At 71.0% G+C, this 25,744-nt stretch carries 20 protein-coding genes; 10 read left to right on the top strand and 10 right to left on the bottom strand.

Annotated features, from left to right (window positions below; genetic code table 11):
• Positions 1 to 199 precede the first annotated feature (199 nt).
• Positions 200 to 1,165 (top strand): hypothetical protein, encoded by a 966-nt coding sequence (locus ACIBI4_RS32485; RefSeq protein ID WP_399207775.1) that lies wholly within the window; start codon positions 200 to 202, stop codon positions 1,163 to 1,165.
• 22 nt (positions 1,166 to 1,187) lie between these two features.
• Here ACIBI4_RS32485 and ACIBI4_RS32480 read toward each other — a convergent pair whose 3' ends face one another.
• The 3 genes from ACIBI4_RS32480 to ACIBI4_RS32470 form a co-directional block, all read right to left on the bottom strand.
• Complete coding sequence (locus ACIBI4_RS32480; RefSeq protein ID WP_399207774.1) at positions 1,188 to 2,039, bottom strand: hypothetical protein; 852 nt, start codon at positions 2,037 to 2,039, stop codon at positions 1,188 to 1,190.
• A 184-nt stretch (positions 2,040 to 2,223) separates the two neighbouring features.
• Positions 2,224 to 3,315: a metallophosphoesterase gene (locus ACIBI4_RS32475; protein WP_399207773.1), complete on the bottom strand. Its 1,092-nt coding sequence runs from the start codon at positions 3,313 to 3,315 to the stop codon at positions 2,224 to 2,226.
• A gap of 260 nt (positions 3,316 to 3,575) precedes the next feature.
• Positions 3,576 to 4,688 carry a LacI family DNA-binding transcriptional regulator gene (locus ACIBI4_RS32470; RefSeq protein WP_399207772.1) on the bottom strand — a complete coding sequence of 371 codons (1,113 nt, stop codon included), beginning with the start codon at positions 4,686 to 4,688 and terminating at the stop codon, positions 3,576 to 3,578.
• A gap of 405 nt (positions 4,689 to 5,093) precedes the next feature.
• Between ACIBI4_RS32470 and hisC the strand changes: the two genes are divergently transcribed.
• Positions 5,094 to 6,176 carry a histidinol-phosphate transaminase gene (gene hisC / locus ACIBI4_RS32465; RefSeq protein ID WP_399207771.1) on the top strand — a complete coding sequence of 361 codons (1,083 nt, stop codon included), beginning with the start codon at positions 5,094 to 5,096 and terminating at the stop codon, positions 6,174 to 6,176.
• 24 nt (positions 6,177 to 6,200) lie between these two features.
• Here hisC and ACIBI4_RS32460 read toward each other — a convergent pair whose 3' ends face one another.
• Positions 6,201 to 6,575, bottom strand: coding sequence for a cyclophilin-like fold protein (locus ACIBI4_RS32460; protein WP_399207770.1), 375 nt, complete (start codon positions 6,573 to 6,575; stop codon positions 6,201 to 6,203).
• 269 nt (positions 6,576 to 6,844) lie between these two features.
• Here ACIBI4_RS32460 and ACIBI4_RS32455 point away from each other — a divergent pair, with 269 nt between their 5' ends.
• The 5 genes from ACIBI4_RS32455 to ACIBI4_RS32435 all read left to right on the top strand — a co-directional run bounded on the left by ACIBI4_RS32455 (position 6,845) and on the right by ACIBI4_RS32435 (position 16,163).
• Positions 6,845 to 8,356 (top strand): cytochrome ubiquinol oxidase subunit I, encoded by a 1,512-nt coding sequence (locus tag ACIBI4_RS32455; RefSeq protein WP_399207769.1) that lies wholly within the window; start codon positions 6,845 to 6,847, stop codon positions 8,354 to 8,356.
• Between the two features lie 17 nt (positions 8,357 to 8,373).
• Positions 8,374 to 9,378: a cytochrome d ubiquinol oxidase subunit II gene (cydB, locus tag ACIBI4_RS32450; protein ID WP_399207768.1), complete on the top strand. Its 1,005-nt coding sequence runs from the start codon at positions 8,374 to 8,376 to the stop codon at positions 9,376 to 9,378.
• Positions 9,379 to 9,462: 84 nt separating this feature from the next.
• Positions 9,463 to 13,062: a thiol reductant ABC exporter subunit CydD gene (cydD, locus tag ACIBI4_RS32445; protein ID WP_399207767.1), complete on the top strand. Its 3,600-nt coding sequence runs from the start codon at positions 9,463 to 9,465 to the stop codon at positions 13,060 to 13,062.
• 58 nt (positions 13,063 to 13,120) lie between these two features.
• Positions 13,121 to 14,875, top strand: coding sequence for a GAF domain-containing sensor histidine kinase (locus ACIBI4_RS32440; protein ID WP_399207766.1), 1,755 nt, complete (start codon positions 13,121 to 13,123; stop codon positions 14,873 to 14,875).
• A 220-nt stretch (positions 14,876 to 15,095) separates the two neighbouring features.
• Positions 15,096 to 16,163, top strand: coding sequence for a peptidoglycan DD-metalloendopeptidase family protein (locus tag ACIBI4_RS32435; protein ID WP_399207765.1), 1,068 nt, complete (start codon positions 15,096 to 15,098; stop codon positions 16,161 to 16,163).
• Between the two features lie 75 nt (positions 16,164 to 16,238).
• Here ACIBI4_RS32435 and ACIBI4_RS32430 read toward each other — a convergent pair whose 3' ends face one another.
• Both ACIBI4_RS32430 and ACIBI4_RS32425 read right to left on the bottom strand, forming a co-directional pair.
• The gene (locus ACIBI4_RS32430; protein WP_399207764.1) at positions 16,239 to 17,129 is read right to left on the bottom strand and encodes an HAD hydrolase family protein; all 891 of its coding nucleotides are present in this window, start codon (positions 17,127 to 17,129) and stop codon (positions 16,239 to 16,241) included.
• A 149-nt stretch (positions 17,130 to 17,278) separates the two neighbouring features.
• The gene (locus ACIBI4_RS32425) at positions 17,279 to 18,211 is read right to left on the bottom strand and encodes an LLM class flavin-dependent oxidoreductase (RefSeq protein WP_399207763.1); all 933 of its coding nucleotides are present in this window, start codon (positions 18,209 to 18,211) and stop codon (positions 17,279 to 17,281) included.
• 174 nt (positions 18,212 to 18,385) lie between these two features.
• On the opposite strand from ACIBI4_RS32425, the gene ACIBI4_RS32420 reads away from it, so the two are divergent.
• Complete coding sequence (locus ACIBI4_RS32420; RefSeq protein WP_399207762.1) at positions 18,386 to 19,168, top strand: aquaporin; 783 nt, start codon at positions 18,386 to 18,388, stop codon at positions 19,166 to 19,168.
• Here ACIBI4_RS32420 and ACIBI4_RS32415 read toward each other — a convergent pair.
• From ACIBI4_RS32415 to ACIBI4_RS32400, 4 genes are all read right to left on the bottom strand, one after another.
• Positions 19,104 to 19,673, bottom strand: coding sequence for an RNA 2'-phosphotransferase (locus ACIBI4_RS32415; protein ID WP_399207761.1), 570 nt, complete (start codon positions 19,671 to 19,673; stop codon positions 19,104 to 19,106). The genes ACIBI4_RS32420 and ACIBI4_RS32415 overlap by 65 nt on opposite strands.
• Positions 19,674 to 19,795: 122 nt before the next feature.
• The gene (locus ACIBI4_RS32410) at positions 19,796 to 20,752 is read right to left on the bottom strand and encodes a MerR family transcriptional regulator (protein ID WP_399207783.1); all 957 of its coding nucleotides are present in this window, start codon (positions 20,750 to 20,752) and stop codon (positions 19,796 to 19,798) included.
• Between the two features lie 112 nt (positions 20,753 to 20,864).
• The gene (locus ACIBI4_RS32405; RefSeq protein ID WP_399207782.1) at positions 20,865 to 22,676 is read right to left on the bottom strand and encodes an SDR family oxidoreductase; all 1,812 of its coding nucleotides are present in this window, start codon (positions 22,674 to 22,676) and stop codon (positions 20,865 to 20,867) included.
• A gap of 62 nt (positions 22,677 to 22,738) precedes the next feature.
• The gene (locus ACIBI4_RS32400) at positions 22,739 to 23,587 is read right to left on the bottom strand and encodes a M24 family metallopeptidase (protein WP_399207760.1); all 849 of its coding nucleotides are present in this window, start codon (positions 23,585 to 23,587) and stop codon (positions 22,739 to 22,741) included.
• A gap of 283 nt (positions 23,588 to 23,870) precedes the next feature.
• Here ACIBI4_RS32400 and ACIBI4_RS32395 point away from each other — a divergent pair, with 283 nt between their 5' ends.
• A complete protein-coding gene (locus ACIBI4_RS32395; RefSeq protein ID WP_399207759.1) occupies positions 23,871 to 24,839 on the top strand; it encodes an ABC transporter ATP-binding protein in 969 nt (322 codons plus the stop codon).
• A complete protein-coding gene (locus tag ACIBI4_RS32390; protein ID WP_399207758.1) occupies positions 24,839 to 25,744 on the top strand; it encodes an ABC transporter permease in 906 nt (301 codons plus the stop codon). Before ACIBI4_RS32395 ends, ACIBI4_RS32390 begins: the two co-directional genes overlap by 1 nt.

Below are 25,744 nucleotides of genomic sequence, written 5' to 3'. Positions count from 1 at the left end.
CGGGGGCGCCCCGGGCCCCCCCCCCCCCCCCCCCCCCCCCCCCCCCCCCCCCCCCCCCCCCCCCCCCCCCCCCCCCCCCCCCCCCCCCCCCCCCCGCGACGACGTACCGGCCGGTGCGGGACACGGGCGCGTAAGCCCTGGTCGAAGTCGGTATGCCCCAGGTCTTCATCCAGCGGTTGCGGAGCATTAGCTTTCGCTCGTGACCATGCTCAACGTGCTTTCGCGCGGCTACCTTCCGCACGTCTCATTCGATGCCGCCCACGGTGACCAGGAGCTCCGCGCCGCCGCCGATGCGCTGGCGAAGCGGGGCGACTGGGGCCCGGCCCGTGACCTCCTGCTCGCCAGTGACGGAGACTGGGCGGCGAAGGACCACCGGGTGCAGTACCTGGCCGACCGCGCCGTCGGCAAGGCCGTACTGCGGCAATGGGCCGAGGCGGAGCCGGAGAGTGGCGATCCCCTTGCGGTCCTCTCCCGGGCCGAAGTCACACGTGCCTGGGGTGTCCGCAGTGCCCGAAGCGCGAAATACGTACGGAAGGACGCCTGGAGGAGGTTCTACGAGATCCTTGGCCAGGCGGACGAACTGGCCGCGCTGGCGGGCGAGCTGGCGCCGGACGATCCCACCCCGCGGGCGACCGCCGTATGCACAGCCCGCGGGTTGCAGGTCTCCCGTTCGGTGTTCAACGAGAGATGGGACGCCCTCGTCGCCCGCGACCCACTGCACTGGAACGGGCATCGCCACGCGCTGCAGTACCTGTGCGCCAAGTGGTACGGCTCCCACAAGGAGATGTTCGCTTTCGCCAGGAACGCCGCGGACGCGGCGCCGGTCGGCCATCCGCTCGTGCTGCTGCCGCTGCGTGCCAACCTGGAGATGCGACTGGCCGACGGCAACGTGGGCCTGGGGTCCGGACACTTCGGTATGGATCTGGTCCGGGTACAGGAGCGCTGGATCGAGGCCGTGCCGCAGCCGCATGCGCGCATCATCGACGACCGGTCGCTGGTCGCGTTCTATCTGTGCCGGATGGGGCGCCTGACGGAGGCGGCTGTTCAGTTCCGGGAGATGGGCCGTTTCGGCTCGACGTCGGGCTGGTGCTACACCCTGTTCCCTCGGCAGTCATTCCTCAGTGACCGCGCAGCGGCCCTGCGGCTGCAGGGCGCTCGGCAGTGACCGCCAGGGGCCTGCGAACGCCCTAGTCCGGCTGATGCTCCGGCCCCCCAAAATCCGGACTCGTGAAGTCCGGGCTCGAGAAGCTGGGCTTCGGGCCCGCAGGGGGGCCGCCGTCCGGGCTGCTGAAGCCGGGGCTGTTGAAGCCCAGTTGGGGGATGCGGCCCGGTGGGGACGTGGTTGAGGTGCGGTGGGGGCGGGACGGGTCCGAGAGGGCTTCGCGGAGGAAGGGGAGCAGGCCCCGTTCCAGGAGGGCGTCGCGCCAGGCTTCCCTGGCGCGGGCCACCTCCTCGGCCAGTTCGCCGGGGGCCTGCAGGGACGTCGAGCCGTTGCGCAGGGCCGTGATGAGCAGGCCGGCCGCCGCGACGAGGATGCCCGCCGCGGTGAGCGCGCCGAAGAACCAGCCGGCGGTCAGCAAGGTGTCGGCGAAGGCGGGTTCAGGGGTGAGCATCTTCAGGATGTAGCCGATGAGGAGGAAGATCGCGGCCGCGGTGCCGGCCAGGACCGGGGCGAGGACGGCGACGACCGCGACGAGCCCGGCGCCTGCGGTCTCCGCGACCTCGCCCATCGTCGTGGCGAGCCCCATCGTCCCCGTGGCGGGCTCGGCGGCCCCCTGTTCGGAGACGGACGTCTTCGGGCGGGACGGGGCGCGCAACTCCTCGCGTACCTTCACGTAGTGCTCGTACTCGGTGGCTGCCGCGGCGGTGATGAGTGCCGTCGCGTTGAGCGCCATCGTGCGTAGTTGTTCCGGGTTCAGACGCTCCCCGACCGCAGCCAGGTCAGGGCGGTGCGGCGCGGAACGCAGCGCTTCATCGAGGATCCGCTCGTATTCCTGGCGGTCCTCGTTCAGCAGGTGCGGAGCGCTGTTCATGTGCATCCCCCGATGCTCCGTAGGGCCTGGACTCCCGCTCAGTAACGGGTAGTTGGGGCGGAAACGGAGGAGAGCCTGCTACGGATAAGCCGATGGTAGAGCGGCGCAGGCACGCGGTGACAGGGGGTTTCCGGAAATAGGCCCGCCGGCCGTCGAGGGTCCAGGTGCTGTGCACCTGCCCCGCGGCGGGTCAGTTATCCAAAGGCAGTCGGCGGACCAGTAGCTTTCCGGCCATGGTCACTCCGCCGTCCATCGCGACGGCCAGCCCGTCCGCATAGACGTGCGGGCCGTCGACCTGCGGACCGTTGCCGTCCTCGCCGTCCTCGGAGCCCACTTCGCCCAGCAGATACGGGATGGGGCTGTGGCCGTGGACGACCCTGCTGCCGCCGTACGCGCCGAGAAGTTCCCGTACGGCCTCGGGGCCGCCCTGGTCGCGGAACGCGAAGCGCTTGGTGAACTTGCGGAAGAGATCCCAGCATTCGTCCGCGTCATTGCGCGTGAGTGCTTCCCGGATCGTGTCATTGACCTGCGGGATGGAATCGCCGTAGTCGAGGTACGCCGTGGTGTCCGAGTGCATCAGCAGGTGGTCGTCCTCGAGCTCGATGGCGTCGAGCCGGGACATCCACTGGAGGTGGTGGTCCTGGAGGCGGTCCATGTCGGACTTCTGGCCGCCGTTGAGCAGCCAGGCCGCCTGGAAGGTGGCGGTGCCGGCCCCGGAGTTGACGGGGGTGTCGCCGTAGCGCTTGGCGCCGAGCAGCAGCAGTTCGTGGTTGCCCATGAGGGCCTTGCAGTAGCCGCCGGCGGCGGCGGCCTGTGCGGAGAGCCGCATCACGAGGTCGATGACGCCGATGCCGTCGGGGCCGCGGTCGGTGAAGTCGCCGAGGAACCAGAGGCGTGCGGTGCCCGCGGCCCAGTCGCCCTCGGCGTCGATGAGGCCCTGTTCGCGCAGGGCGGCGTGCAGCTCGTCGAGGTAGCCGTGCACATCGCCGACGACGTACAGCGGTCCGGGCTCGTCGCTCCCGGTGGGCTCGGGCGCGGGGGCGGGCGTGGGCAGCGGGACCTGGACGGTGTCGCCGCGGTTGATGACCGGGAGGTCGCGCTGGGTGGGGGTGTAGCCCTCGGGCTCGCCCTCGTCCCCGAAGCGGTCCTCGCCGTAGCGGCCGGCGTCCTCGCCGTAGCTGCCGGACTGATGGACATACGCGGGCACGCGGAAGTCGCGGACCGTGTCCGTACGCACCACGGGTCCTTGACCGGCCCCCTGAGTCATCGACCCCTCCACCACCGTCGCGCCGCATTCCGCCACCGATTCGGACGGCCTGGTCGCGGCCGTCCGTGGTGTCGTGCGCCCATCATAGGAATGCGTCTGGCGCTGTGTGATGCACCAGGGGTGGTGAATCGTGGCAGGACTCGAAGGCAGGGGTGTTTCCTCCCGAATTGCGGGCACCTTCGGGCCGCCCGAAGCGAAATCCGGGCCGGCGGCCGTCAACGGATCACCCCCATCGGGCGACAGTTGACGGCTCCGGCTCACCCCATGGAGCGCTCTCACTTCTCGGGTGTACGCGGCGGGCTCACCGTCGTGCGCGGGCGGCGGCGCTGCGAGGAGGTGCGGACGATCAGCTCTGTCGGTATCACCTGCTCGAGCGGGCCTGACGCGTCGACCCCCTCGATGGCGTCGATGAGCAGCTGCACCACGGCCGTGCCGATCCGGCGCGGCTTGAGCGAGAGCGTGGTGATGGGCGGCTCGGTGGTCGCGTACACAGTGGATTCGCTGCAGCAGACGAGCAGCAGGTCGTCGGGCACGCGCAGCCCGTAGCGGCGAGCGGCGGCGAGCAGATCGGTCCCGTTGGGGTCGAAGAGCCCGTAGACGGCGTCGGGCCGGTCGGGCCGCGCGAGCAGCCGGTCGGCGGCGACGGCGCCCGCGCAGGGGTCGTGCGCCGGGTAGGCCTCGTACACCGGGTCCTGGCCGACGCGCTTGCACCAGCGCAGATACGCGGTGGTGGACAGGTGGGTGTACGTGTCCGTGGTCGTGCCGGTGAGCAGGCCGATGCGGCGGGCGCCGGCCGCGGCGAGATGGTCGAGGATCTCCATCACGGCGGCCTCGTGGTCGTTGTCGACCCAGGCGGTCACCGGGAGCGAGCCCGCGGGACGGCCGTCGGAGACCACGGGCAGGCCCTGGCGGACCAGTTCGGAGACGACGGGGTCCTGGTCGGACGGGTCGATGACGACCGTGCCGTCGAGCGCCACGTTGGACCAGACGTCATGGCGTGAGGTCGCGGGCAGGATGACCAGGGCGTAGCCCCGGGCGAGCGCGGCGGAGGTGGCGGCTCTGGCCATCTCCGCGAAGTACGCGAACTCGGTGAAGGTGAAAGGTTCATCCCCGTACGTGGTCACGGTCAGGCCGATGAGTCCTGACTTGCCGGTACGGAGCGTTCGGGCCGCGGCGGACGGGCGGTAGCCCAGCCGGTCGGCGACCTCGCGGACGTGGCGGCGGGTCGCGTCGGGTAACCGGCCCTTGCCGTTGAGCGCGTCGGAGACGGTCGTGATGGAGACACCGGCGGCGGCGGCCACGTCGCGGATGCCCGCCCGCCCCTGCCGGCCGCCGCCTCCGCGGGTGGTGCCCGCCCGGCTCACCTGGTGCTTCCCTGCTGCTGTCATGGCGAGCCGATAGTAGGGCTCATGAGGGGGCGTAGCAGGGGCGCATATGCACGCGTTGACAGGCACGTTTCTGCAAGGTCCACTTCGTTCAATTGCCGTGGATCCCAAGGGAGTTAAGGGATCACAGGCCAATCGTCACGTTGCGTGCCCGTGTGCGCCTGGCAAGTGGTGCAGGTTGCGAACAGGTCTCAACTCACCTTCACGGGGGATGCGCGCCACGGCGCGAGCCACCGGCGCACGGCATACCGAAGGGCGCTCCCCTGCCCGGACACGCCGCGGAGGCGAGTCCTCCGGTTGCCCGGCGGCGGGCTGGGTCAGATGGTTGTCCACAGGCCATTCGCAGGCGGACGGAATCCTCTTAGAGTGAGCAGTATTCGCATCTGAGTCGTACGAGGAGGACCTGCGGTGAGCGAGATCAGCGGCCCGAAGCTGCGCCCTGAGCTGGACGGCATCCCGACCTACAAGCCGGGAAAGCCCGCCGCGGCCGGCGGCCCCGTGGCCTACAAGCTGTCCTCCAACGAGAACCCGTATCCGCCGCTCCCGGGCGTCATGGAGCAGGTCACGTCCGCGGCCGGCAGCTTCAACCGCTACCCGGACATGGCGTGCACGGGCCTGATGACCGAGCTCTCGGAGCGTTTCGGCGTCCCGCTGTCGCACCTCGCCACGGGCACCGGCTCGGTCGGCGTCGCCCAGCAGCTGATCCAGGCGACCAGCGGCCCGGGCGACGAGGTGATGTACGCGTGGCGCTCCTTCGAGGCGTACCCGATCATCACGCAGGTCAGCGGTGCCACCTCGGTGAAGGTGCCGCTGACCGACGGTGAGGTGCACGACCTCGACGCGATGCTCGCGGCGATCACCGACCGCACCCGGCTGATCTTCGTCTGCAACCCCAACAACCCGACGGGCACGGTCGTGCGCCGGGCCGAGCTGGAGCGCTTCCTCGACCAGGTGCCGAGCGATGTCCTGGTGGTGCTCGATGAGGCGTACCGCGAGTTCATCAGGGACGCCGAGGTGCCGGACGGCATCGAGCTCTACCGCGACCGGCCGAACGTCTGCGTGCTGCGCACCTTCTCCAAGGCGTACGGGCTCGCGGGCCTGCGGGTCGGCTTCGCCGTCGCCCATGAGCCGGTCGCGGCGGCGCTGCGCAAGACGGCCGTCCCCTTCGGCGTGAGCCAGCTCGCGCAGGACGCGGCGGTGGCCTCGCTGCGCGCCGAGGACGAACTGCTCGGCCGGGTCGGCTCGTTGGTCGGCGAGCGCGCCCGCGTCGTGGAGACGCTCCGCGCGCAGGGCTGGACCGTCCCCGAGACGCAGGCGAACTTCGTCTGGCTGCGCTTGGGGGAGCGCACGCTCGACTTCGCGGCCGCGTGCGAGCAGGCCGGGGTCGTGGTGCGGCCGTTCGCCGGTGAGGGCGTGCGGGTCACGATCGGCGAGGTCGAGGCGAACGACCTCTTCCTGGCGTCGGCGGAGGCGTTCCGCAAGGAGCTGTAGGCAGGGAAGCGGAGTTGACGCGCGCTAGTCGGCGACCAGTTCCACCCGGATCGGGTCGCCCTCGCGCACCGTCGCGAGGCGCCGGGGGTCGTCGTCGAGCGAGCCGAGCAGATTGCACGGGCTCGCGAGACGGCACTCCGCGCCGCGTGAGATCGGCGTGGGCCCGTACGGCAGCGCGAGCGCGTCGCCGTCGGTCCAGAAGGCCACGGTTCCGGGGTCGACGACTTGCTCCGCGTCGTCCTCGAGCTCGACGCTCACGCCCGTGTCGAAGTACACCTCCTCGCCCCAGGTGTTGGCCGAGGCGGTCAGGGGGAGCGCCTTGGCCAGCGCGCGGCTGGTGGGGGTGTCGTCGAGGGTCGCGGTCAGATGGTCTGCGGGCCAGGAGATGCGTATCTGCATGCCGCGGATTCAACAAGATGTTGAAGTTCTTGGGAACCCCCGTCTCGTTCCGGGAACCCCCGTCCCGCATGTCACAACGCGGGATTCCCGCCCGTCATAAGGGGTGGAAGCCCGCAAGGGGACCCTGCCGGAAGTTGCCGACATCCGGTACGACATAATGCTTGTGAATGTGAACGCGTTCACAAGCGTGTCCTGCTTGATCCCGTAATGCCCGGGATCAAGCAGGCAAACTGCCGATGTGACCACGGCGACGTAAGGAGACTGACGACGTGGACTTCGCTCTGGCGCCGGAGACCCTGGCGCGATGGCAGTTCGGCATCACCACCGTCTACCACTTCCTCTTCGTCCCCATCACGATCTCGCTCGCCGCGCTGGTCGCCGGCCTGCAGACCGCTTGGGTGCGGACCGAGAAGGAGAAGTACCTCAGGGCGACGAAGTTCTGGGGCAAGCTCTTCCTGATCAACATCGCGATGGGCGTCGTCACCGGCATCCTGCAGGAGTTCCAGTTCGGTATGAACTGGTCCGACTACTCGCGCTTCGTCGGCGACATCTTCGGCGCGCCCCTCGCGTTCGAGGCACTGATCGCCTTCTTCTTCGAGTCGACCTTCATCGGGCTCTGGATCTTCGGCTGGGACAAGCTGCCCAAGAAGATCCACCTGGCCTGCATCTGGATGGTGTCGATCGGCACGATCCTCTCCGCGTACTTCATCCTCGCGGCCAACTCGTGGATGCAGCACCCGGTCGGCTACAAGATCAACGAGGAGAAGGGGCGTGCCGAACTCACCGACTTCTGGCACGTGCTGACGCAGAACACCGCGCTTGCGCAGATGTTCCACACCCTGGCCGGCGCGTTCATGGTCGGCGGCGCGTTCATGGCGGGCATCGCCGCGTACCACCTGATGCGCAAGAAGCACATCGAGACCATGAAGACCTCGCTGCGGCTCGGTCTCGTCACGCTCGTCATCAGCGGTGCGTTCTCGGCGATCAGCGGCGACACGCTCGGCAAGATCATGTTCGAGCAGCAGCCGATGAAGATGGCCGCGGCCGAGGCGCTGTGGGACGGCGAGGAGAACGCGCCCTTCTCGATCTTCGCGTACGGCGATGTCGACGAGGGGCACAACAAGGTCGCCATAGAGATCCCGGGCCTGCTGTCCTTCCTCGCGCACAACAATTTCGACGAGTACGTCCCCGGCATCAACGACCTCCAGAAGGAGATGCAGGAGAAGTACGGTCCGGGCGACTACCGGCCCAACATCCCCGTCGCGTACTGGGGATTCCGCTGGATGATCGGCTTCGGCATGGCCTCGGTCGGCATCGGACTGCTCGGTCTGTGGCTGACCCGCAAGAAGTTCCTGCTGCCGCAGGCGATGCGGGTCGGTGAGGACGAGGTGCCGCATCTCGTGCTCTTCAGGAACAAGCCGCTGGGCGCGCGCTGGTCCAGGTGGTACTGGCTGCTGCTCCTGTGGACCATGCTCTTCCCGCTCATCGCCAACTCCTGGGGCTGGATCTTCACGGAGATGGGCCGGCAGCCGTGGGTGGTCTTCGGTGTCATGAAGACCTCGGCCGCCGTCTCCCCCAACGTCTCGCAGGGCGAGGTGATCACCTCGATGGTGATCTACACGCTCCTGTACGCGGCGCTCGCCGTGATCGAGGTCAAGCTGATCGCGAAGTACGCCAAGGCCGGACCGCCGGAGCTCACGGAGGACGACCTCAACCCGCCCACGAAGATCGGCGGGAACTCCAAGGACGACGCCGACCGGCCCATGGCCTTCTCGTACTGAGGGAGTGACACAGGATCATGGAACTCCACAACATCTGGTTCGTCCTGATCGCCGTCCTGTGGACCGGCTACTTCTTCCTGGAGGGCTTCGACTTCGGCGTCGGCATCCTCACCAAGCTGCTCGCCCGCGACCGCACCGAGCGCCGGGTCCTGATCAACACGATCGGCCCGGTCTGGGACGGCAACGAGGTGTGGCTGCTCACGGCCGGCGGTGCGACCTTCGCCGCGTTCCCCGAGTGGTACGCGACGCTGTTCTCCGGCTTCTACCTGCCGTTGCTCTTCATCCTGATCTGCCTGATCATCCGCGGTGTCGCCTTCGAGTACCGGCACAAGCGGCCCGAGGACAAGTGGCAGACGAACTGGGAACACGCCATCTTCTGGACCTCGTTGATCCCGGCGTTCCTGTGGGGTGTGGCCTTCGCCAACATCACGCGGGGCGTGAAGATCGACCAGGACATGGAGTACGTGGGGAACTTCTGGGATCTGCTCAACCCGTACGCGATCCTCGGCGGACTGGTGACGCTGACGCTCTTCACGTTCCACGGCGCGGTGTTCACGGCGCTCAAGACCGTCGGTGACATCCGGGCGCGGGCGCGGACCCTCGCGCTGCGGCTGGGGCTTGTGACGGCCGTGCTCGCGCTGGGCTTCCTGATCTGGACCCAGATCGACAAGGGTGACGGCGGATCGCTGGCCGCGATGATCGTGGCGGTGCTCGCCCTGGTGGGTGCGCTCGGAGCGATCAAGGCGGGGCGCGAGGGCTGGTCGTTCGCGCTCTCCGGGATCACGATCGCGGCGGCGGTGGCGATGCTGTTCCTGACGCTCTTCCCGAACGTCATGCCGTCCTCGCTGAACGAGGAGTGGAACCTCACGGTCACCAACGCCTCGTCGAGCCCGTACACCCTGAAGATCATGACCTGGTGCGCGGTGATCGCCACACCCGTCGTACTGCTCTACCAGGCATGGACCTACTGGGTCTTCCGCAAGCGGATCGGTACGCAGCACATCGCGGCCGACTCGCACTGAGCGTGTGATGTCCTGGGGTGCGCCAACAACGGCTCGGATACGGGCAGTTGGCGCACCCCTTTCTCGTACTGGAGGCTGTTTCACGTGAAACCGGTCGACCCCCGCCTGATCCGTTACGCACAGGCCACCCGTCGCTTCCTCATCGCGATCGTGGTGCTGGGGCTCGTCGGGGCCGGTCTGGTCGTCGCCCAGGCGATGCTGATCGCCGAGATCGTGGTGGGCGGCTTCGAGAAGGGGCTCTCCACCGGGGAGCTGGGCACCCCGCTGCTGCTGCTCGCGGCCGTCGCCGTGGGGCGCGCTCTGGTCGGCTGGCTCACCGAGCTGGCCGCGCACCGGGCGAGCGCGGCGGTCAAGTCCGAGCTGCGGGGGAGGCTGCTCGGGCGGGCGACCGCGCTGGGTCCGGGGTGGCTGAGCGGGCAGCGGACCGGTTCGCTGGTCGCGCTCGCCACCCGCGGGGTGGACGCGCTCGACGACTACTTCGCGCGCTATCTGCCGCAGTTGGGGCTCGCGGTCGTGGTGCCCGTCGCCGTGCTCGCGCGGATCGCCACCGAGGACTGGGTGTCGGCGGCGATCATCGTCATCACGCTGCCGCTGATCCCGCTGTTCATGGTGCTGATCGGCTGGGCGACCCAGGCCCGTATGGACCGCCAGTGGAAGCTGCTCTCGCGGCTGTCCGGGCACTTCCTCGACGTCGTCGCCGGGCTGCCCACGCTGAAGGTGTTCGGGCGGGCCAAGGCGCAGGCCGAGTCGATCCGGAAGATCACCGGCGAGTACCGGCAGGCGACGATGCGAACCCTGCGGATCGCCTTCATCTCCTCGTTCGCCCTGGAACTCCTCGCCACGCTGTCCGTCGCGCTGGTCGCCGTGACCATCGGGATGCGGCTCGTCCACGGCGAACTGGACCTCTACATCGGCCTCGTCGTCCTGGTGCTCGCGCCGGAGGCGTATCTGCCGCTGCGGCAGGTCGGGGCGCAGTACCACGCGGCCGCGGAAGGTCTCGCGGCCGCCGAGGAGATCTTCACCGTCCTGGAGACACCGCTGCCGGCGGCCGGTGACGGGCCCGCGCCGCACGGGGAGTTGAGCGTCGAGGGCGTCACGGTGCGCTATCCCGGCCGGTCTGCCGATGCCGTCAGCGGTGTGTCGTTCACGGTCGGCGAGGGCGAGACCGTGGCGCTCGTCGGGCCGAGCGGCGCGGGCAAGTCCACGCTGCTCGCCGCCGTGCTCGGTTTCGTACGGCCGGACGTGGGACGGATCCGGGTCGGCGGGACCGATCTCGCCTCGGTGGCGCCCGGCGCCTGGCACGAGCAGGTGGCGTGGGTGCCGCAGCGGCCGCATGTGTACGCGGGGACGCTGGCGGAGAACGTACGGCTCGCGCGGCCCGGGGCCGATGACGAGCAGGTGCGGCAGGCGCTGGCGGACGCGGGCGCGCTGGAGTTCGTGGACGCGCTGCCCGACGGGCTCGCCACCGTGCTCGGCGACGACGGGGCCGGGCTCTCGGCGGGCCAGAAGCAGCGCCTCGCGCTGGCCCGCGCCTTCCTCGCGGACCGCCCCGTGCTGCTGCTCGACGAACCGACGGCCGCGCTGGACGGTGCCACCGAGGCGCAGATCGTGGACGCGGTACGGCGGCTCGCGGTGGGCCGGACCGTGCTGCTCGTGGTGCACCGGCCCGCGCTGCTCGCGGTCGCGGACAGGGTGGTACGGATCGAAGGGGGCACCGCGGATGCGGAGTCGACGGCTCCTTCGGCGGGTGCGGTGCTGCTGCGGGAAGGGGTGGCGGAGGCTGCGGCCGGGGGCGAGGGGCTGGTCGCGCGGGCGGAGGGGGCGGATGACGGTTCCGCGTCCGGAGGGTCCGCATCGGGAGGGTCCGCGTCGGGAGGTGTCGTAGCCGACGGTTCCGTCTCCGAAGGGTCCGTGCCGCCCGCTCGCATCCGCGGCGGGATCCTCGGCCGCGTCCGGAACATGGCAGGTCAGCGCCGTGGGCGGCTGCTGCTCGGGCTGCTGCTCGGGAGCCTCGCGCTCGGCAGTGCCGTCGGTCTGATGGCCACCTCCGGCTGGCTGATCTCGAAGGCCTCGCTGCAGCCGCCCGTGCTGCACCTCATGGTGGCCGTCACCGCGACCCGCGCCTTCGGCATCGGGCGCGCGGTCTTCCGGTACGCCGAGCGCCTCGTCACGCATGACGCCGTGCTGCGGATGCTCGCCGACACCCGGGTCGCCGTGTACCGGCGGCTCGAACGGCTCGCGCCCGCCGGGCTGCGCACCACCCGGCGCGGCGATCTCCTCGCACGCCTCGTCGGCGACGTGGACGCCCTCCAGGACTACTGGCTGCGCTGGCTGCTCCCCGCGGGCGCCGCGCTCGTCGTCGGCGTGGGCGCGGCCTCCTTCACCGCGTGGCTGCTGCCCGAGGCGGGCGCGCTGCTCGCCGCGGGACTGCTGCTCGCCGGGGTCGGGGTGCCGTGGCTGAGCGGGCTCGTGGCCCGCCGCGCCGAGCGGCGGCTCGCACCCGCGCGCGGGGTCCTGGCGACGCGGGTGGCCGATCTGCTCACCGGGACCGCCGAGTTGACGGTCGCGGGCGCCCTGCCGTCCCGTACGGACCAGGCGCGCGCCGCCGACGCCGAGCTCACCCGGATCGCCTCGCGCGGTGCCGGGGCGACCGCGCTCGGGTCCGGGCTCACCGCGCTGATCAGCGGCCTCACCGTGGTGGCCGCCGGTGCGGTGGGGGTCGCGGCGGTGGGCGAGGGGCGGCTGAGCGGGGTCGCGCTCGCCGTCGTCGTCCTGACGCCGCTGGCCGCGTTCGAGGCGGTGACCGGGCTGCCGCTCGCGGTGCAGTACCGCCAGCGCGTGAAGCGGAGTGCGGAGCGCGTGTACGAGGTCCTCGACGCACCCGAGCCCGTACGGGAGCCTGCCGCGCCCGCTCCCGTACCCGCCGACCCGTTCCCGCTGGAGCTGCGCGGGATCACGGCCCGGCACGCGGGACAGCACCGGGACGCGCTCGACGGGGTGGAGCTGACCCTGCGGCGCGGGCGGCGGATCGCGGTCGTGGGGCCGTCAGGATCCGGCAAGACGACGCTCGCGCAGGTGCTGCTCCGGTTCCTGGACGCCGGCGGCGGTACGTACACGCTGGGTGGTGCGGACGCGTACGGCCTGGAGAGCGACGGGGTGCGGACGCTGGTCGGGCTCTGCGCCCAGGACGCGCATCTCTTCGACAGCTCCGTCCGCGAGAACCTGCGGCTCGCGCGGACCGACGCCTCGGACGCCGCGCTGCGCGACGCGCTCGCGCGGGCCCGGCTGCTCGACTGGGTGGACTCGCTGCCCGAGGGCCTGGACACGCTCGTCGGTGAGCACGGGGCGCGGCTGTCCGGCGGGCAGCGGCAGCGCCTCGCGCTGGCCAGGGCGCTGCTCGCGGACTTCCCCGTCCTGGTGCTCGACGAGCCCGCCGAGCACCTCGACCTGCCGACCGCCGACGCCCTCACCGCCGATCTCCTCGCGGCGACCGAGGGCACGGCGACCGTCCTGATCACGCACCGTCTCGCCGGGCTCGACGCGGTGGACGAGGTGCTCGTGCTGCAGGAGGGGCGGGTGGTGCAGCAGGGCGCGTACGCCGAGCTGCTCGCGGAGGACGGCCCGCTCAAGGCGATGTGGGAGCGGGAGAGGGCGGCGGAAGCGCTGGTGGGGGCCGGGCAGTGAGGGGCGCTTGGGGCCTACCCGACTTTCGTCTGAAATTCGGACTAACTAGGCTCAAGGCATGCAAGCCCCCGCCGTACCCGAAGAGCTGCCCGAAGACCCGCCCCCCTTCCCGGACCGGGAAGTGACCGGGACGGCCGCCGCCGAGCAGGCCGCGCGCAGTCTGCAGTCGCTGCCCGAGGAGCTCGCGGCCCGCCTCCCGCAGCTGCTCGAGGCGATGGTGTCGGTGGGCAGCGGGCTCGATCTGCACTCCACGCTCGACCGCATCGCGGAGACGGCGGCCAGCCTGACCGGCGCGAAGTACGCGGCGATCGGCGTGATCAACGACAAGGGCGACGGACTCGCCGACTTCGTCACGTACGGCATCTCGCAGGAGCACCGCGAGCTGATCGGCGCGCTGCCCGACGGCCGGAGCGGCCTGCTCGGCGCGCTGATCAAGGATCCGGCGACGCTGCGGCTCGACGATCTGACCCAGGACCCGCGCTCGGTGGGCTTCCCCGCGCACCACCCGCCGATGCGTTCCTTCCTCGGCGTCCCGATCCGGGTCGGCGGCGAGGTCTTCGGCAATCTCTATCTGACCGAGAAGCGCGGCGGTGACCGCTTCAGCGTCTACGACCTGCACATGGTCAAGGTGCTCGCGACCGAGGCCGGCATCCAGATCGGCAACGCGCGGCTGTACGAGGCGACCCGGCAGCGCGAGCGGTGGATCGACGGCTCGGTGGCCGTCACGACCGCGCTCCTGTCCGGCGCCGACGCCGATGAGTCGCTGACCGTCGTGGCCGAGCAGGCCCGCAAACTCGCCGCGTCCTCGGCCGCCTTCGTGCTCCTCACGGGCGAGGAGGGCGGTCTGGAGATCGTCGCCGAGTCGACCGAGAGCGGCCCGTCCTCCGCGCTCGGGATGCTCATCCCGCCCGAGTCGCCGGTCGTCGATCTGGTCCTCGCCGGCGAGCCGGTCTTCGTCGACGACGCCGCACGCGACGTACGGCTGATCACCGACCTCGCCCGCGCGTACGGGCCCACGATGTTCCTGCCGCTGGAGAGCGGCGGCCGGGTGCTCGGGGTGCTCGCGGCGCCGCGCGTGCACGGCGGGAAGCCGTACACGGAGGCGGAGAAGACACTCGCCGTGCAGTTCGCCGCGCAGGCCGCACTCGCGCTGATGATGGCCGAGGCGCAGCGCGACCGTGAGCGGCTCGCCGTCTTCGAGGACCGCGACCGGATCGCCCGCGATCTGCACGATCTGGTGATCCAGCGGCTGTTCGCCACCGGGATGATGCTGGAGAGCGCGCAGCGCCGGTCCGTGGTGCCCGAGGTGCAGACCGGGGTGGGCAAGGCGGTCGACGAGCTGGACGTGACCATCCAGGAGATCCGTACGGCGATCTTCGCGCTCCAGCAGGGCCCGGCCGAGGCGCCCTCGGGGCTGCGGACGCGGGTGCTGCGGGAGATCAACATGGCGGCCGTGCCGCTGGGCTTCAAGCCCTCGCACCGCTTCCTCGGCCCGGTGGACACCGTCGTCGGTGAACTGACCGGCAAGAACCTGATCGCCGCGCTGCGCGAGGCGCTCTCCAACGCCTTCCGGCACGCGGAGGCCGGCCGGATCGAGGTCGTGGTCGACGCACAGGCCAAGCTGCCGGACGGGAGCGAGGGCGTCCGCCTGACGGTGGGCGATGACGGCGTCGGGATCCCGGAGGGCGGGCGGCGCAGCGGCCTGAAGAACCTCAAGCGCCGCGCCGAGTCGCTCGGCGGCGACAGCTGGTACGGGGCGGGGATCGGCGAGGACGGCGGCGGTACGACGGTGGTGTGGGAAGCGCCGCACTGACACCGGGGGTGTGACGGGGTGCGGCCCGGGTGTCCCGGATGCGTTGTTTCACGTGAAACCGCTGTTTCACGTGAAACCGCTGTTTCACGTGAAACATGCAGCTCGGGGTGAGCGGCCGGACCCCTGTTCGGCTCAACTGCCCGACCCCGTATGGGGCAAGGGTCACTCCTGTGCCCTGTTCGTACGGGCGTGGCGTCAACCCAGGGGTGACGATCCGTGCATGGTTCTGACGCCGCGTCGATTTCCGCCCGCCCTCCTCGTGGGCGCCCTGCTGCTGGTGCTCGCGGGGCCCGTGTCCGCCGACCCGTCCGGTCAGGGCGACGGCGACGGGCACGGGAACCCCGGGCGCGGGGCGAGTGCGCAGGTCGCACGGCTCATCGAGGACGCGACGAAGGCCACCCAGGAGTACGAGCGGGGGCGCAGGGCCGCCGAGACGCAGCGGAAGAAGGCGCAGCGTCTGGAGGGTCTGGTCGCCGAGCAGCGGCGTGAACTGAAGCGGCTGAACATCCAGTTGGGCCGGATCGCCCGCAGCCAGTACCGCGCCGGGGGCGGTCTTCCGTACACCGCGAAGATGCTGCTCGCCGACGATCCCGAGGAGCTGATGCGCGGTGAGGGGCTGGCGCTCCAGGCCAATCTCGCCATGAACCACCTGGTCGAGAAGACCCAGCGCGCGGCCCGCCGCCTCGACGCCGACCAGCAGCGCGCGACGGCCGCCTGGCACGCGCTCGACGAACGCCGCGGCAAGCTCGCCGCCTTGAAGAGCGGGATCGAGAAGAAGCTGGAGGACGCCCGCTGGACGCTGCAGGGCCAGGCCGACGCCCAGGTCGCCGCCGGCGCCTGCCGCGGTGCGGACCGGCTCGACCAGCCGTCGTTCCCGCAGGGCCGCGCCTGGGTCACGCCCGTCGCCACATATGAACTCTCCGCCGGTTTCGGCAGCGGCGGCGACCGCTGGGCCAACAAGCACACCGGGCAGGACTTCGCGGTCGGCATCGGGGAGCCGGTGCGGTCGATCGGCGCCGGCAAGGTGGTGCGGGTGTCGTGCGGGGGCGCGTTCGGGATGGAGGTCCTGGTGCGGCACCCGGGCGGCTACTACTCGCAGTACGCGCACCTCGCCTCCGCCACCGTCGACCAGGGCGACCAGGTGCGGACGGGGCAGTGGCTCGGCCAGGCGGGCACCACGGGCAACTCGACAGGACCGCATCTGCACTTCGAGATCCGGCTCACCCCGTACCTCGGGTCCGGGGTGGACCCGAGGGCGTGGCTGGCGGAGCGCGGTGTGCGGCTCTGAGCGTGCGGCTCTGAGCGTGCGGCTCTGAGCGTGCGGCTCTGAGCGTGCGGGAACGGTGGCGCAGCGCCGGAAGGATCAGGCGCGCGCCTCGGCGATGAGCTGCTCGACGATCACGGCCACGCCGTCGTCGTTGTTGGCGACCGTACGGCCCGAGGCCGCGGCGACGACGTCCGGGTGCGCGTTGCCCATCGCGTAGGAACGGCCCGCCCAGCGGAGCATCTCCACGTCGTTGGGCATGTCACCGAAGGCCACGACCTCCTCGGGACGGATGCCCCGCTCCTCGCAGCACAGCGCGAGCGTGCTGGCCTTGGAGACGCCCGGCGCGCTGATCTCCAGGAGCGCGGTGGGGCTGGAGCGGGTGACCTCGGCGAGCGGGCCGACGGCCTCGCGGGCGAGCGCGAGGAACGCGTCGGGGGACAGGGCGCCGTGGTGCGCGAGGAGCTTGAGGATCGGCTGGTCGGCCAGGTCGGAGTCCTCGGCGAGCAGCTTCTCCACGGGCGCGATGGTGACGGCCGGGTCCAAGTGCATCGGCGGGTACGCCAGTTCATGGTGGATGCCGCCCGTGCGCTCGACCGCGAAGGCGGTCTCGGGGGCGGCGGCGCGCAGCGCGCCGATCACGTCGAGGGCCGTCGTACGCTCCATGTCGCGCACCTTCACGAAGCGGTGCCGGCCGGCGCCGCCGTGCAGATCGACGACCGCGGCGCCGTTGCCGCAGATCGCCAGACCGTGGCCGTGCACATGGTCGCTGACGACGTCCATCCAGCGGGCCGGACGGCCGGTGACGAAGAAGACCTCGATGCCCGCCTCCTCGGCGGCGGCGAGCGCCGCGACCGTACGCGGCGAGACGGACTTGTCGTCCCGCAGCAGCGTGCCGTCCAGGTCCGTGGCGATCAGCCGAGGGCGGGGGTGGGCGGGCACGGGGCGCTGGTCAGCTGCGGAGGTCGTCACCCCCGCATTCTTTCGCATATGCCGCAGGGCCGTGCTGCCGGGTGCACATCTGAGTACGGGTGAGCCCCGGTGAGTGGCTTGGCGCCTCACCGGGGCTCAGGGGCCACGCCGGACGAGGGCTGAGGGGTCACGCTGGACGAGGGCTGAGGAGCACCCCGAGTGGTGGCTCAGCCCAGCCGGGCCGCCGCTTCCTTCGCGATCTGCTCGTAGCCCTGCTCGTCCGCGGCGAAGACCGAGTCCGCGATCGGCATATGGATCACGAGCTCGGTGAAGCCGAGCTCGGCGTACGGCCGCGCGAACTCCACGAACGCGTCGACCGAGCGCAGCGGGTGGGCCCCGGCCGCATGCGTGGCGGGGTTGAACTCCGGGGTGAAGCCGGTGAGCAGGATCTTGTCGAGCTCGCCCACGTCACGGCCCTGCTCGTCGCAGGCCTTGCCGAGCTTGGCGACCTGGGCGGCGACCGCCTCGACGGACTGCTGCGGCGTGCCCTCCTCGTACAGCTTCGGATCGCCCGTGGTCACCCACGCCTGCCCGTGCCGGGCCGCGAGCCGCAGTCCGCGCGGGCCGGTCGCGGCGACGGCGAACGGCAGCCGCGGCGACTGGACGCAGCCGGGCAGATTGCGCGCCTCGGTCGCCGAGTAGAACGTGCCCTCACTCGTGACCTCGGCCGGCTCGCTCAGCAGCCGGTCGAGCAGGGACACGAACTCGGCGAAGCGGTCCGCCCGTTCCTTCGGCGACCACTGCTCCTCGCCCGGCTTCTTGAGCGTGGTGGCGTCGAAGCCGTTGCCGCCCGCGCCGATGCCGAGTGTGATCCGGCCGCCGGAGATGTCGTCGAGGGAGATCAGTTCCTTGGCGAGGGTGACCGGGTGCCGGAAGTTCGGGCTGGTCACGAGCGTGCCCAGGCGCAGGGTGCTGGTCGCCGTGGCGGCGGCGGTGAGGGTCGGGACCGCGCCGAACCAGGGCCCGTCGCGGAAGGTCCGCCAGGCCAGGTGGTCATAGGTGTACGCGGCGTGGAAGCCGAGCTGCTCGGCGCGCTGCCACTTCTCGCGGCCGCCGTGCTGCCAGGGGGTGGTGGGGAGGATGACGGTGCTGAGACGCATGCCGTCAGCGTACGTCGCGCCGTATGTCCTCCCTCCGACCTCCGGGGCTCTGCAATTCCTCCCTCCGGGCTCTGTTGAAATTCCAAGTTACGGAATACATTTTCCACGATGTGATGACGGGGGTGATCATCTGGTGACGAAACGGACACTCCCCAGGAGTAGAGGGGAAGAACCGTGCACAGCAGCGCCTCGCCGGTCCGCAAGGCCGCGGCCGAACTCATCGGCACCGCGGCCCTGGTGGCCGTCGTCGTCGGGTCCGGACTGCAGGCCGCGCGGCTCACGGACGACACCGGGGTCCAGCTCCTGGCCAACTCGCTGGCCTCGGCGATCGGCCTCGGTCTGCTGATCGCGCTGTTCGGACCGGTCTCGGGCGGCCATCTCAACCCCGTGGTGACCCTGTCGTCCTGGTGGCTGGGGCGGCGCGACGGCCGCGGCCCGGGCACCCGCGAGGCGGTGGCGTACGTGCTGGCGCAGACCGCGGGCGCGGTCGTCGGCGCGCTGCTCGCGGAGGCGATGTTCGGGCGGGCGCAGGTCGTCTGGTCCACGCAGGAGCGGCTCGGGGACCGGCTGCTGCTCGGCGAGGTCGTGGCGACCGCGGGTCTGGTGCTGCTGATCTGCGGCCTGAACCGGATCGGACGTCAGCAGCTCGCGCCCGTCGCGGTGGCCGCGTACATCGCCGCCGCGATCTGGTTCACGTCGTCCGGCTCGTTCGCCAACCCGGCCGCGACCGTCGGGCGGGCCTTCACGGACTCGTTCACCGGCATCTCCCCCGGCTCGCTGCCCGGGTTCATCGGGGCGCAGCTGGCCGGTGGCGCGCTGGGCCTGGCGCTGGCCTCGCTGCTGTACGGTCCTTCGCGGCCGGCCGGCCCGGAGTACGGCCCTTCGCGGCCGGTCAGCCCTGAAGGCGCAGAAACTCCGGCGGTACGGCTGCCGTCAGCCACACCCCGTTCGCACTGACGCGGAAGACATGGCCGGCGCGGTGCATCGCTCCGGCGTCCACGGAGAGGATCACGGGCCGTCCACGGCGGGCGCCGACGCGCGTGGCGGTCTCGCGGTCCGCCGAGAGGTGCACGTCATGGCGGGCCATCGGGCGCAGCCCGTGCGTGCGGATTGCGTCCAGATTGCGGGCCACGGTGCCGTGATAGAGGTACGCGGGCGGGGTGGCGGGCGGCAGATCGAGGTCCACGGGGACCGTGTGGCCCTGGCTGGCGCGGATCCGGTCGCCGTCCACGGCGAAGCGCTTCTTGTCGTTGGTCGCGACCACGTGGTCCAGCTCGGCCCGCGTGAAGACGAAGCCGTGCGCGGCCGCGGCGGCGATCAGGGCGTCGATGCCGGTCCAGCCGTGGGCGTCGAGTTCGAGGCCGATGCGCTCGGGCTGATGGCGCAGGTGCTTGGAGAGGTATTTCGAGACGCGGACGGTCCGTCGCTCGTCCGGTGTTCTGTCGGATGTGTTGCGGTTCATCGCATCAGGATGACGGGACGCCGCTGAATTCGCCGAGAATTTACCTGCGTTGGGCATGATCCACAGGTAACCCGAGTTATCCACAGGCTCGTTGACGAAAATGTGGACAACTGGCAGTCATCTCAAGGGACTTGGCCAACATCCGGAGTCCCGTTCTTCCTTGCCGCCAAGGCGTCCAACGTCCGCGCATGCGCCTCACGTTCGGCCGCCGTCGCGATGAAGGCGGACAGCCCCTCCGCACCAACCAGTCCTCGTACGAGATCAATTGTGTGCACCGGAAGCGCCACCGGTATGTCGATCGGCGTCATGGGGATGGGAGGTGCCGCTCCGAGGTGCTGCTGGAGGTGGCGGGTCGCGAACGTGCGCATGGCGCGCGCCAGTTCGGCATCGACGGTCTGCTGCGCGAGCGGTCTCAGACGCCGCACGAGCGCGGCGGCCTCGGCGGCGTCCGCGTCCGTCGGCGGCTGATGCTCCAGGTACCGCATGAAGACGTGCTCGGTCGTGAACTCCAGGAAACGGGACGCTATGTGCTCGACGTGGACCCTCAACTCCCGCAGATGGGCGGCGATCGCAGGCAGCGGAACGCCCGCCGCGTGCAACTCCGCTGCCACCGCGAGCTCTTGAGGGCTCGGCACCAGGAACTCGTCCTCGCGGCCCGGAATCCTTTCCAGTACGCCGAGTTCGACCGCCTCCTCGACGGCGGCCGGGTCCGGAGTGCCGCCGAACCTGCGGTCCAGCTCGGCGCGCGTGATCCGGTCCGCCTCCTCGTCCGTCCACGGGCCGTCGACCTCGGCGACCAGGCCGAGCACACCGCCCAGACCGCGGCCGGAGTCCCAGGCCTCCAGGAGCTCCTTGATGGAGGCGAGGGTGTAGCCGCGGTCGAGCAGGTCGGCGATCTGGCGGAGCCGGGCCAGATGGGCGTCGCCGTAGACGTTGGAGCGGCCCCGGCGCTCGGGCCGGGGGAGCAGGCCGCGGTCCTGGTAGGCGCGGATGGTGCGGACCGTGGCGCCGCTGTGGTGGGCCAGATCCTCGATCCGGTACTCCGGCCGTGGCGCCGCGCCCCGCGCGGACGACGCCATGTCCGACACCGCCCCGAGCTGCTCCGTCATGCTCCCGCCCCTCTCCTTGCCCGTTGCCCCCCGACCCCTGCCCGCAGCCCGGGGGCGCTGCCCCGGACCCCGCAGCCGACTGTCACACCGGCGGCTCCATCCTCGCAATCGCCCGCAGCGCCTTCGGTGTGAAGCGGGACATCAGATGGGCGCCGCGGGCCTCCGGGGTGACCGGGACGACGGCCTCGTTGGTGAGCACCGCGTCGAGGATCGCGTCCGCGACCTTCTCCGGCGGGTAGTTGCGCAGCCCGTACAGGCGCGAGGTGCGCTTCTGGCGGCGCTTCTCCTCCTCCGCGTCGACCCCCGCGAAGCGGGCCGTCGCCGTGATGTTGGTGTTCACGAAGCCGGGGCAGATCGCGCTGACCCCGATGCCCTGCCCGGACAGCTCGGCGCGCAGGCACTCGCTGAGCATCAGGACGGCGGCCTTCGACGTCGAGTACGCCGGCAGCGCCTTCGAGGGCTGGTACGCCGCCGCGGACGCGGTGTTGATGATGTGGCCGCCCTGCCCGCGCTCGGCCATCTGCCCGCCGAAGATCCGGCAGCCGTGGATGACACCCCACAGGTTGACGTCCAGGACCTTCTTCCAGTCCTCGGAGGTCGTGTCGAAGAAGGAGCCGGAGAGGCCGATGCCCGCGTTGTTGACCAGGACGTCGACGACGCCGTACTCGGCGGCGACCTTCGCGGCCAGCTTCTCCATGGCCGCCTCGTCCGCGACGTCCACCTGCTCGCCCCAGGCCTCTGCCGCACCGACGAGCACCGCCAACTCGGCCGTACGGGCGGCCCCTTCGGCATCCCGGTCCACCGCGACGACGCGCGCCCCGGCCTCCGCGAAGGCGAACGCGGTGGCCCGGCCGATGCCGCTCGCCGCACCCGTCACCAGGACGAGCTGCCCGCCGAAGCGCTCCGCGTACGCCGCGGCCCGCCTGCTCTTGCGGCCGCGCTTGGGCGCCGCTTCCGCGGGGACCACGGGCGACCGGTCGGCCGGCGCGTCCACCTTCGTCACGAACTCACCGATCCAGGCCGCCAGTTGATCCGGCCGGGTCCGCGGCACCCAGTGCTTGGCCGCGACCGTGCGCCGCGTCAGCTGCGGCACCCACTGCTCCAGCTCGTCGTAGAGCTTCGGCGACAGGAAGATGTCGCCCTCCGGGGTGATCAGCTGCACCGGCACATGCGCATGGGCGTCGGGACGCGGACGGCTCAGCCGCGGCCGCACGTTGTCCCGATACAGCCAGGCGCCGTGCGCCGCGTCCGACGGCAGCGACGGAGTCGGATACCCGCCCCCCGCCGGGACCTTCTCCACGCGGGCGAGCAGCTTCGGCCACTGCTTGCCCAGCGGGCCGCGCCAGGCGAGCTCCGGCAGGACGGGCGTGTGCAGCATGTACACGTACCAGGACTTGGCGCCCTGCCCGAGCAGCTGTCCCACCTTGCGCGGGGTCGGGCGGGTCATCCGCTGCTTGATCCAGTGCCCGAAGTGGTCGAGCGACGGGCCCGATATCGAGGTGAACGAAGCGATCCGCCCGCGTGTACGCTCCACCGTCGCGAACTCCCAGGACTGCACCGAGCCCCAGTCGTGCCCCACCACATGCACCGGCTCGTCGGGGCTCACCGCATCGACGACCGCCAGGAAGTCATCGGTCAGCTTCTCCAGCGTGAAGCCGCCGCGCAGCGGGGTCGGCGCGGTGGAACGGCCGCAGCCGCGGACGTCGTAGAGCACCACGTGGAAGTGCGCGGCGAGGCGCTCGGCGACCTCGGACCACACCTCCTTGGAGTCCGGATAGCCGTGCACCAGAAGCACGGTGGGCCGCCCGGCGTCCCCCAGCTCCGCGACGCACAGCTCCACTCCCCCGGTCCGTACGAACCGCTCGCGCGCCCCCTTCAGCAAGCCACCGCCCATCACGCCACCGCCCGCCGTGCCGCCGCCCATCGCCCCGCCCTTCAACGTCCCGCCACCCATCGTCACGCCGCCTTCTTCCGTGCCCAGCGCCGCACATGCGGCAGATCGTCATCCAGCCAGAACGCGCTCTCCGCGGGATCCGCCGAGTCCGTGACGACGAGGAGCTCCTCGAACTTCGCGCCCGTCCCCCGGAAGCCGAGATGCGGCTCCACCGCCCACAGGCCCGGCTGCGGCGGATGGTCGGAGAACTTGTACGGCGACCACAGCGGCGACCAGCCGTCCCGGTGCCCGTGCAGCGCATCGCTCGCGAGCCCCTTCAGGGACTGCGCCCCGAAGCCGAACAGATTCGGGTTGAACCGCCGCCCCTTGACCCGGTCCACCTTGTGCGCGATCACGCCGAAGGGATACGCGCGGTGCCGGTTCGCATAGCCCTGGCGGGTCATCAGCCGCTCCACGTCCTCGTAGATCTCGCGCAGCGGCCGCCGCTCGCGGACCTCGGCGAGGATCAGCTCGCGGTGCGCCTCCAGATCGTCGAGCAGCTTGTCGTGCAGCGGGTTCGGGCCCAGACACCCCGAGTACCCGATGTCGGCCGTGTGGCCGTTGAACACCGGGGCCATGTCGAGGATGTACGGCATCCCCTCCTCCAGGACCCGGTTGGTCGGGAAGAACTGCAGCGGGATCCTGAACCCCGCGAACGCCGTGCGGTCCCCGAACCAGGCGAACGGCAAATGGAACCAGTCGCGCACTCCGCGCTCGCGCAGCCACACGCGCTGCATCCGCGCGGCCTCCCGCTCGGTCACCCCCGGGGTGAGCTGCGCGGCCACCGCCTCCGCGCACTCGTACGCGAGGGCCTGCACCTCCTGGAACCCCCGCAGCTGCGCCGGCAGCCCTGCAGAAACCACTGACCTCATCCCCACCCGCCCCGTCCGTCGGTCGATCGCTCGCTTGCTCGCACGCTCGCTTGCGGTACGTGTCCGTAACTTGACACTGATGAATGTGACAATGCCTGGCGGCGACGTCAAGGGGTCTGCGGAGGCTGTGGATAACTTCATCCGGCGGCCCCATGGACCCCCACGGACGCCCACGGCCCCCCATCCGAAGTCGGACCCCTACGGGCCCGTACACCCCAAGTCGGATACGCAGACAGGAGTCTGGTCTGACGCCAGGCGTGATGCGCGCCACTACCGTCGAACCGTGACTGTGATCGCGACCGAAAGCCTGAGCAAGCGGTTCCCCAGGGTGACCGCTCTTGACCGGCTCTCCATGGACATCGGCCCGGGTGTGACCGGACTCGTCGGTGCCAACGGAGCCGGCAAGTCCACGTTGATCAAGATTCTTCTTGGTCTGTCCCCCGCCACCGAGGGCCGTGCCGAAGTGCTCGGTCTGGACGTCGCGACCAAGGGGGGCGAGATCCGCGAGCGGGTCGGGTACATGCCCGAGCACGACTGCCTGCCGCCGGACGTCTCGGCCACCGAGTTCGTCGTCCACATGGCCCGGATGTCGGGGCTGCCGCCCGCCGCGGCGCGCGAGCGCACGGCGGACACCCTCCGCCACGTCGGCCTCTACGAGGAGCGCTACCGCCCCATCGGCGGCTACTCCACGGGCATGAAGCAGCGGGTCAAGCTGGCCCAGGCGCTCGTGCACGACCCGGACGTGGTCTTCCTCGACGAGCCCACCAACGGCCTCGACCCCGTCGGCCGGGACGAGATGCTCGGCCTGATCCGCCGCGTCCACACGGACTTCGGCATCTCCGTCCTCGTGACGAGCCACCTGCTCGGCGAGCTGGAGCGCACCTGCGACCACGTCGTCGTCATCGACGGCGGAAAGCTGCTCCGCTCCAGCTCCACCAGCGACTTCACCCAGACCATGGGCACCGTCGCCGTGGAGGTCACCGACAGCGACACCCACCCGGACGGTACGGAGGCGCTGCGCACGGCCCTGCGCGCCAAGGACGTCACGGTGCACGAGAGCCTGGAGGACGGCCTGCCCGGCGCGGGGCACATCCTCCTGATCGAGGCGACCGGCGAGGAGACGTACGACCTCGTGCGGGACACCGTCGCGGATCTCGGCATCGGCCTCGTCCGCATGGAACAGCGCAGGCACCACATCGCCGAGGTGTTCCAGGACGAGCCCGCGCACAACACGGCGGAGGTTCCGGCCTGATGAGCACCTCGAACTCCGCGCCGCAGAGCGCGGCGCAGACGCAGATCCACAACATCGGCTACCGGCACTACGACGGCGCCCGCCTCGGCCGCGCCTACGCCCGCCGCTCGCTCTACTCGCAGTCCCTGCGCGGCGCGTACGGCCTCGGGCGCAGCGCGAAGTCCAAGGTCACACCGATGATCCTGGCGGCCGTCATGTGCGTGCCCGCCGCGATCATGGTCGCGGTGGCCGTCGCCACCGACGCGTCGAAGCTGCCGATCGAGTACACGCGCTACGCGATCGTCACACAGGCGGTCATCGGCCTCTTCCTGGCCGCCCAGGCGCCGCAGTCGGTCTCGCGCGACCTGCGTTTCAAGACAGTGCCGCTGTACTTCTCCCGGCCGATCGAACGGGTCGACTACGTGGTCGCCAAGTTCGCCGCCATGGCCACGGCACTCCTGATCCTCACCGGCGTCCCGCTGATCATCATGTACGCCGGTTCCCTGCTCGCCAAGATGGACTTCTCGGACCAGACCAAGGGGTTCGCACAGGGGTTGGTCTCCGTGCTACTGCTCTCCCTGCTCTTCGCCGGCATCGGCCTGGTGATGGCCGCGCTCACGCCGCGCCGCGGCTTCGGTGTCGCCGCGGTGATCGCCGTCCTGATGATCTCGTACGGCGCGGTCTCCACCGTCCAGGCCATCGCGGACGCCCAGGGCTCCTGGGACGCGGTCGAATGGCTCGGCCTGTTCTCGCCGATCACCCTGATCGACGGCGTCCAGACCGCGTTCCTCGGCGCGACCTCCGCGTTCCCGGGCGAACACGGCCCCGGCACCGGACTCGGCCTCGTCTACCTCCTGGCCGTCCTCGCGCTGATCGCCGGCTCGTACGGAGCCCTGATGCGCCGCTACCGAAAGGCCGGGCTGTAG

This window comes from Streptomyces sp. NPDC050418 (assembly GCF_044458745.1).
In the GTDB taxonomy this organism is placed as follows: domain Bacteria; phylum Actinomycetota; class Actinomycetes; order Streptomycetales; family Streptomycetaceae; genus Streptomyces.
This window is presented reverse-complemented; position numbering and strand designations above follow the sequence as displayed.

Excerpts from the sequence above, each read along its gene's own strand:
- ACIBI4_RS32480 (WP_399207774.1), bottom strand. The coding sequence starts at position 2,039 with ATGCACATGAACAGCGCTCCGCACCTGCTGAACGAGGACCGCCAGGAA.
- ACIBI4_RS32470 (WP_399207772.1), bottom strand. The coding sequence starts at position 4,688 with ATGACAGCAGCAGGGAAGCACCAGGTGAGCCGGGCGGGCACCACCCGC.
- ACIBI4_RS32460 (WP_399207770.1), bottom strand. The coding sequence starts at position 6,575 with ATGCAGATACGCATCTCCTGGCCCGCAGACCATCTGACCGCGACCCTC.
- cydB (WP_399207768.1), top strand. The coding sequence starts at position 8,374 with ATGGAACTCCACAACATCTGGTTCGTCCTGATCGCCGTCCTGTGGACC.
- ACIBI4_RS32440 (WP_399207766.1), top strand. The coding sequence starts at position 13,121 with ATGCAAGCCCCCGCCGTACCCGAAGAGCTGCCCGAAGACCCGCCCCCC.
- ACIBI4_RS32435 (WP_399207765.1), top strand. The coding sequence starts at position 15,096 with ATGGTTCTGACGCCGCGTCGATTTCCGCCCGCCCTCCTCGTGGGCGCC.
- ACIBI4_RS32430 (WP_399207764.1), bottom strand. The coding sequence starts at position 17,129 with ATGCGAAAGAATGCGGGGGTGACGACCTCCGCAGCTGACCAGCGCCCC.
- ACIBI4_RS32425 (WP_399207763.1), bottom strand. The coding sequence starts at position 18,211 with ATGCGTCTCAGCACCGTCATCCTCCCCACCACCCCCTGGCAGCACGGC.
- ACIBI4_RS32415 (WP_399207761.1), bottom strand. The coding sequence starts at position 19,673 with ATGAACCGCAACACATCCGACAGAACACCGGACGAGCGACGGACCGTC.
- ACIBI4_RS32410 (WP_399207783.1), bottom strand. The coding sequence starts at position 20,752 with ATGGCGTCGTCCGCGCGGGGCGCGGCGCCACGGCCGGAGTACCGGATC.
- ACIBI4_RS32405 (WP_399207782.1), bottom strand. The coding sequence starts at position 22,676 with ATGGGCGGTGGCTTGCTGAAGGGGGCGCGCGAGCGGTTCGTACGGACC.
- ACIBI4_RS32400 (WP_399207760.1), bottom strand. The coding sequence starts at position 23,587 with ATGAGGTCAGTGGTTTCTGCAGGGCTGCCGGCGCAGCTGCGGGGGTTC.
- ACIBI4_RS32390 (WP_399207758.1), top strand. The coding sequence starts at position 24,839 with ATGAGCACCTCGAACTCCGCGCCGCAGAGCGCGGCGCAGACGCAGATC.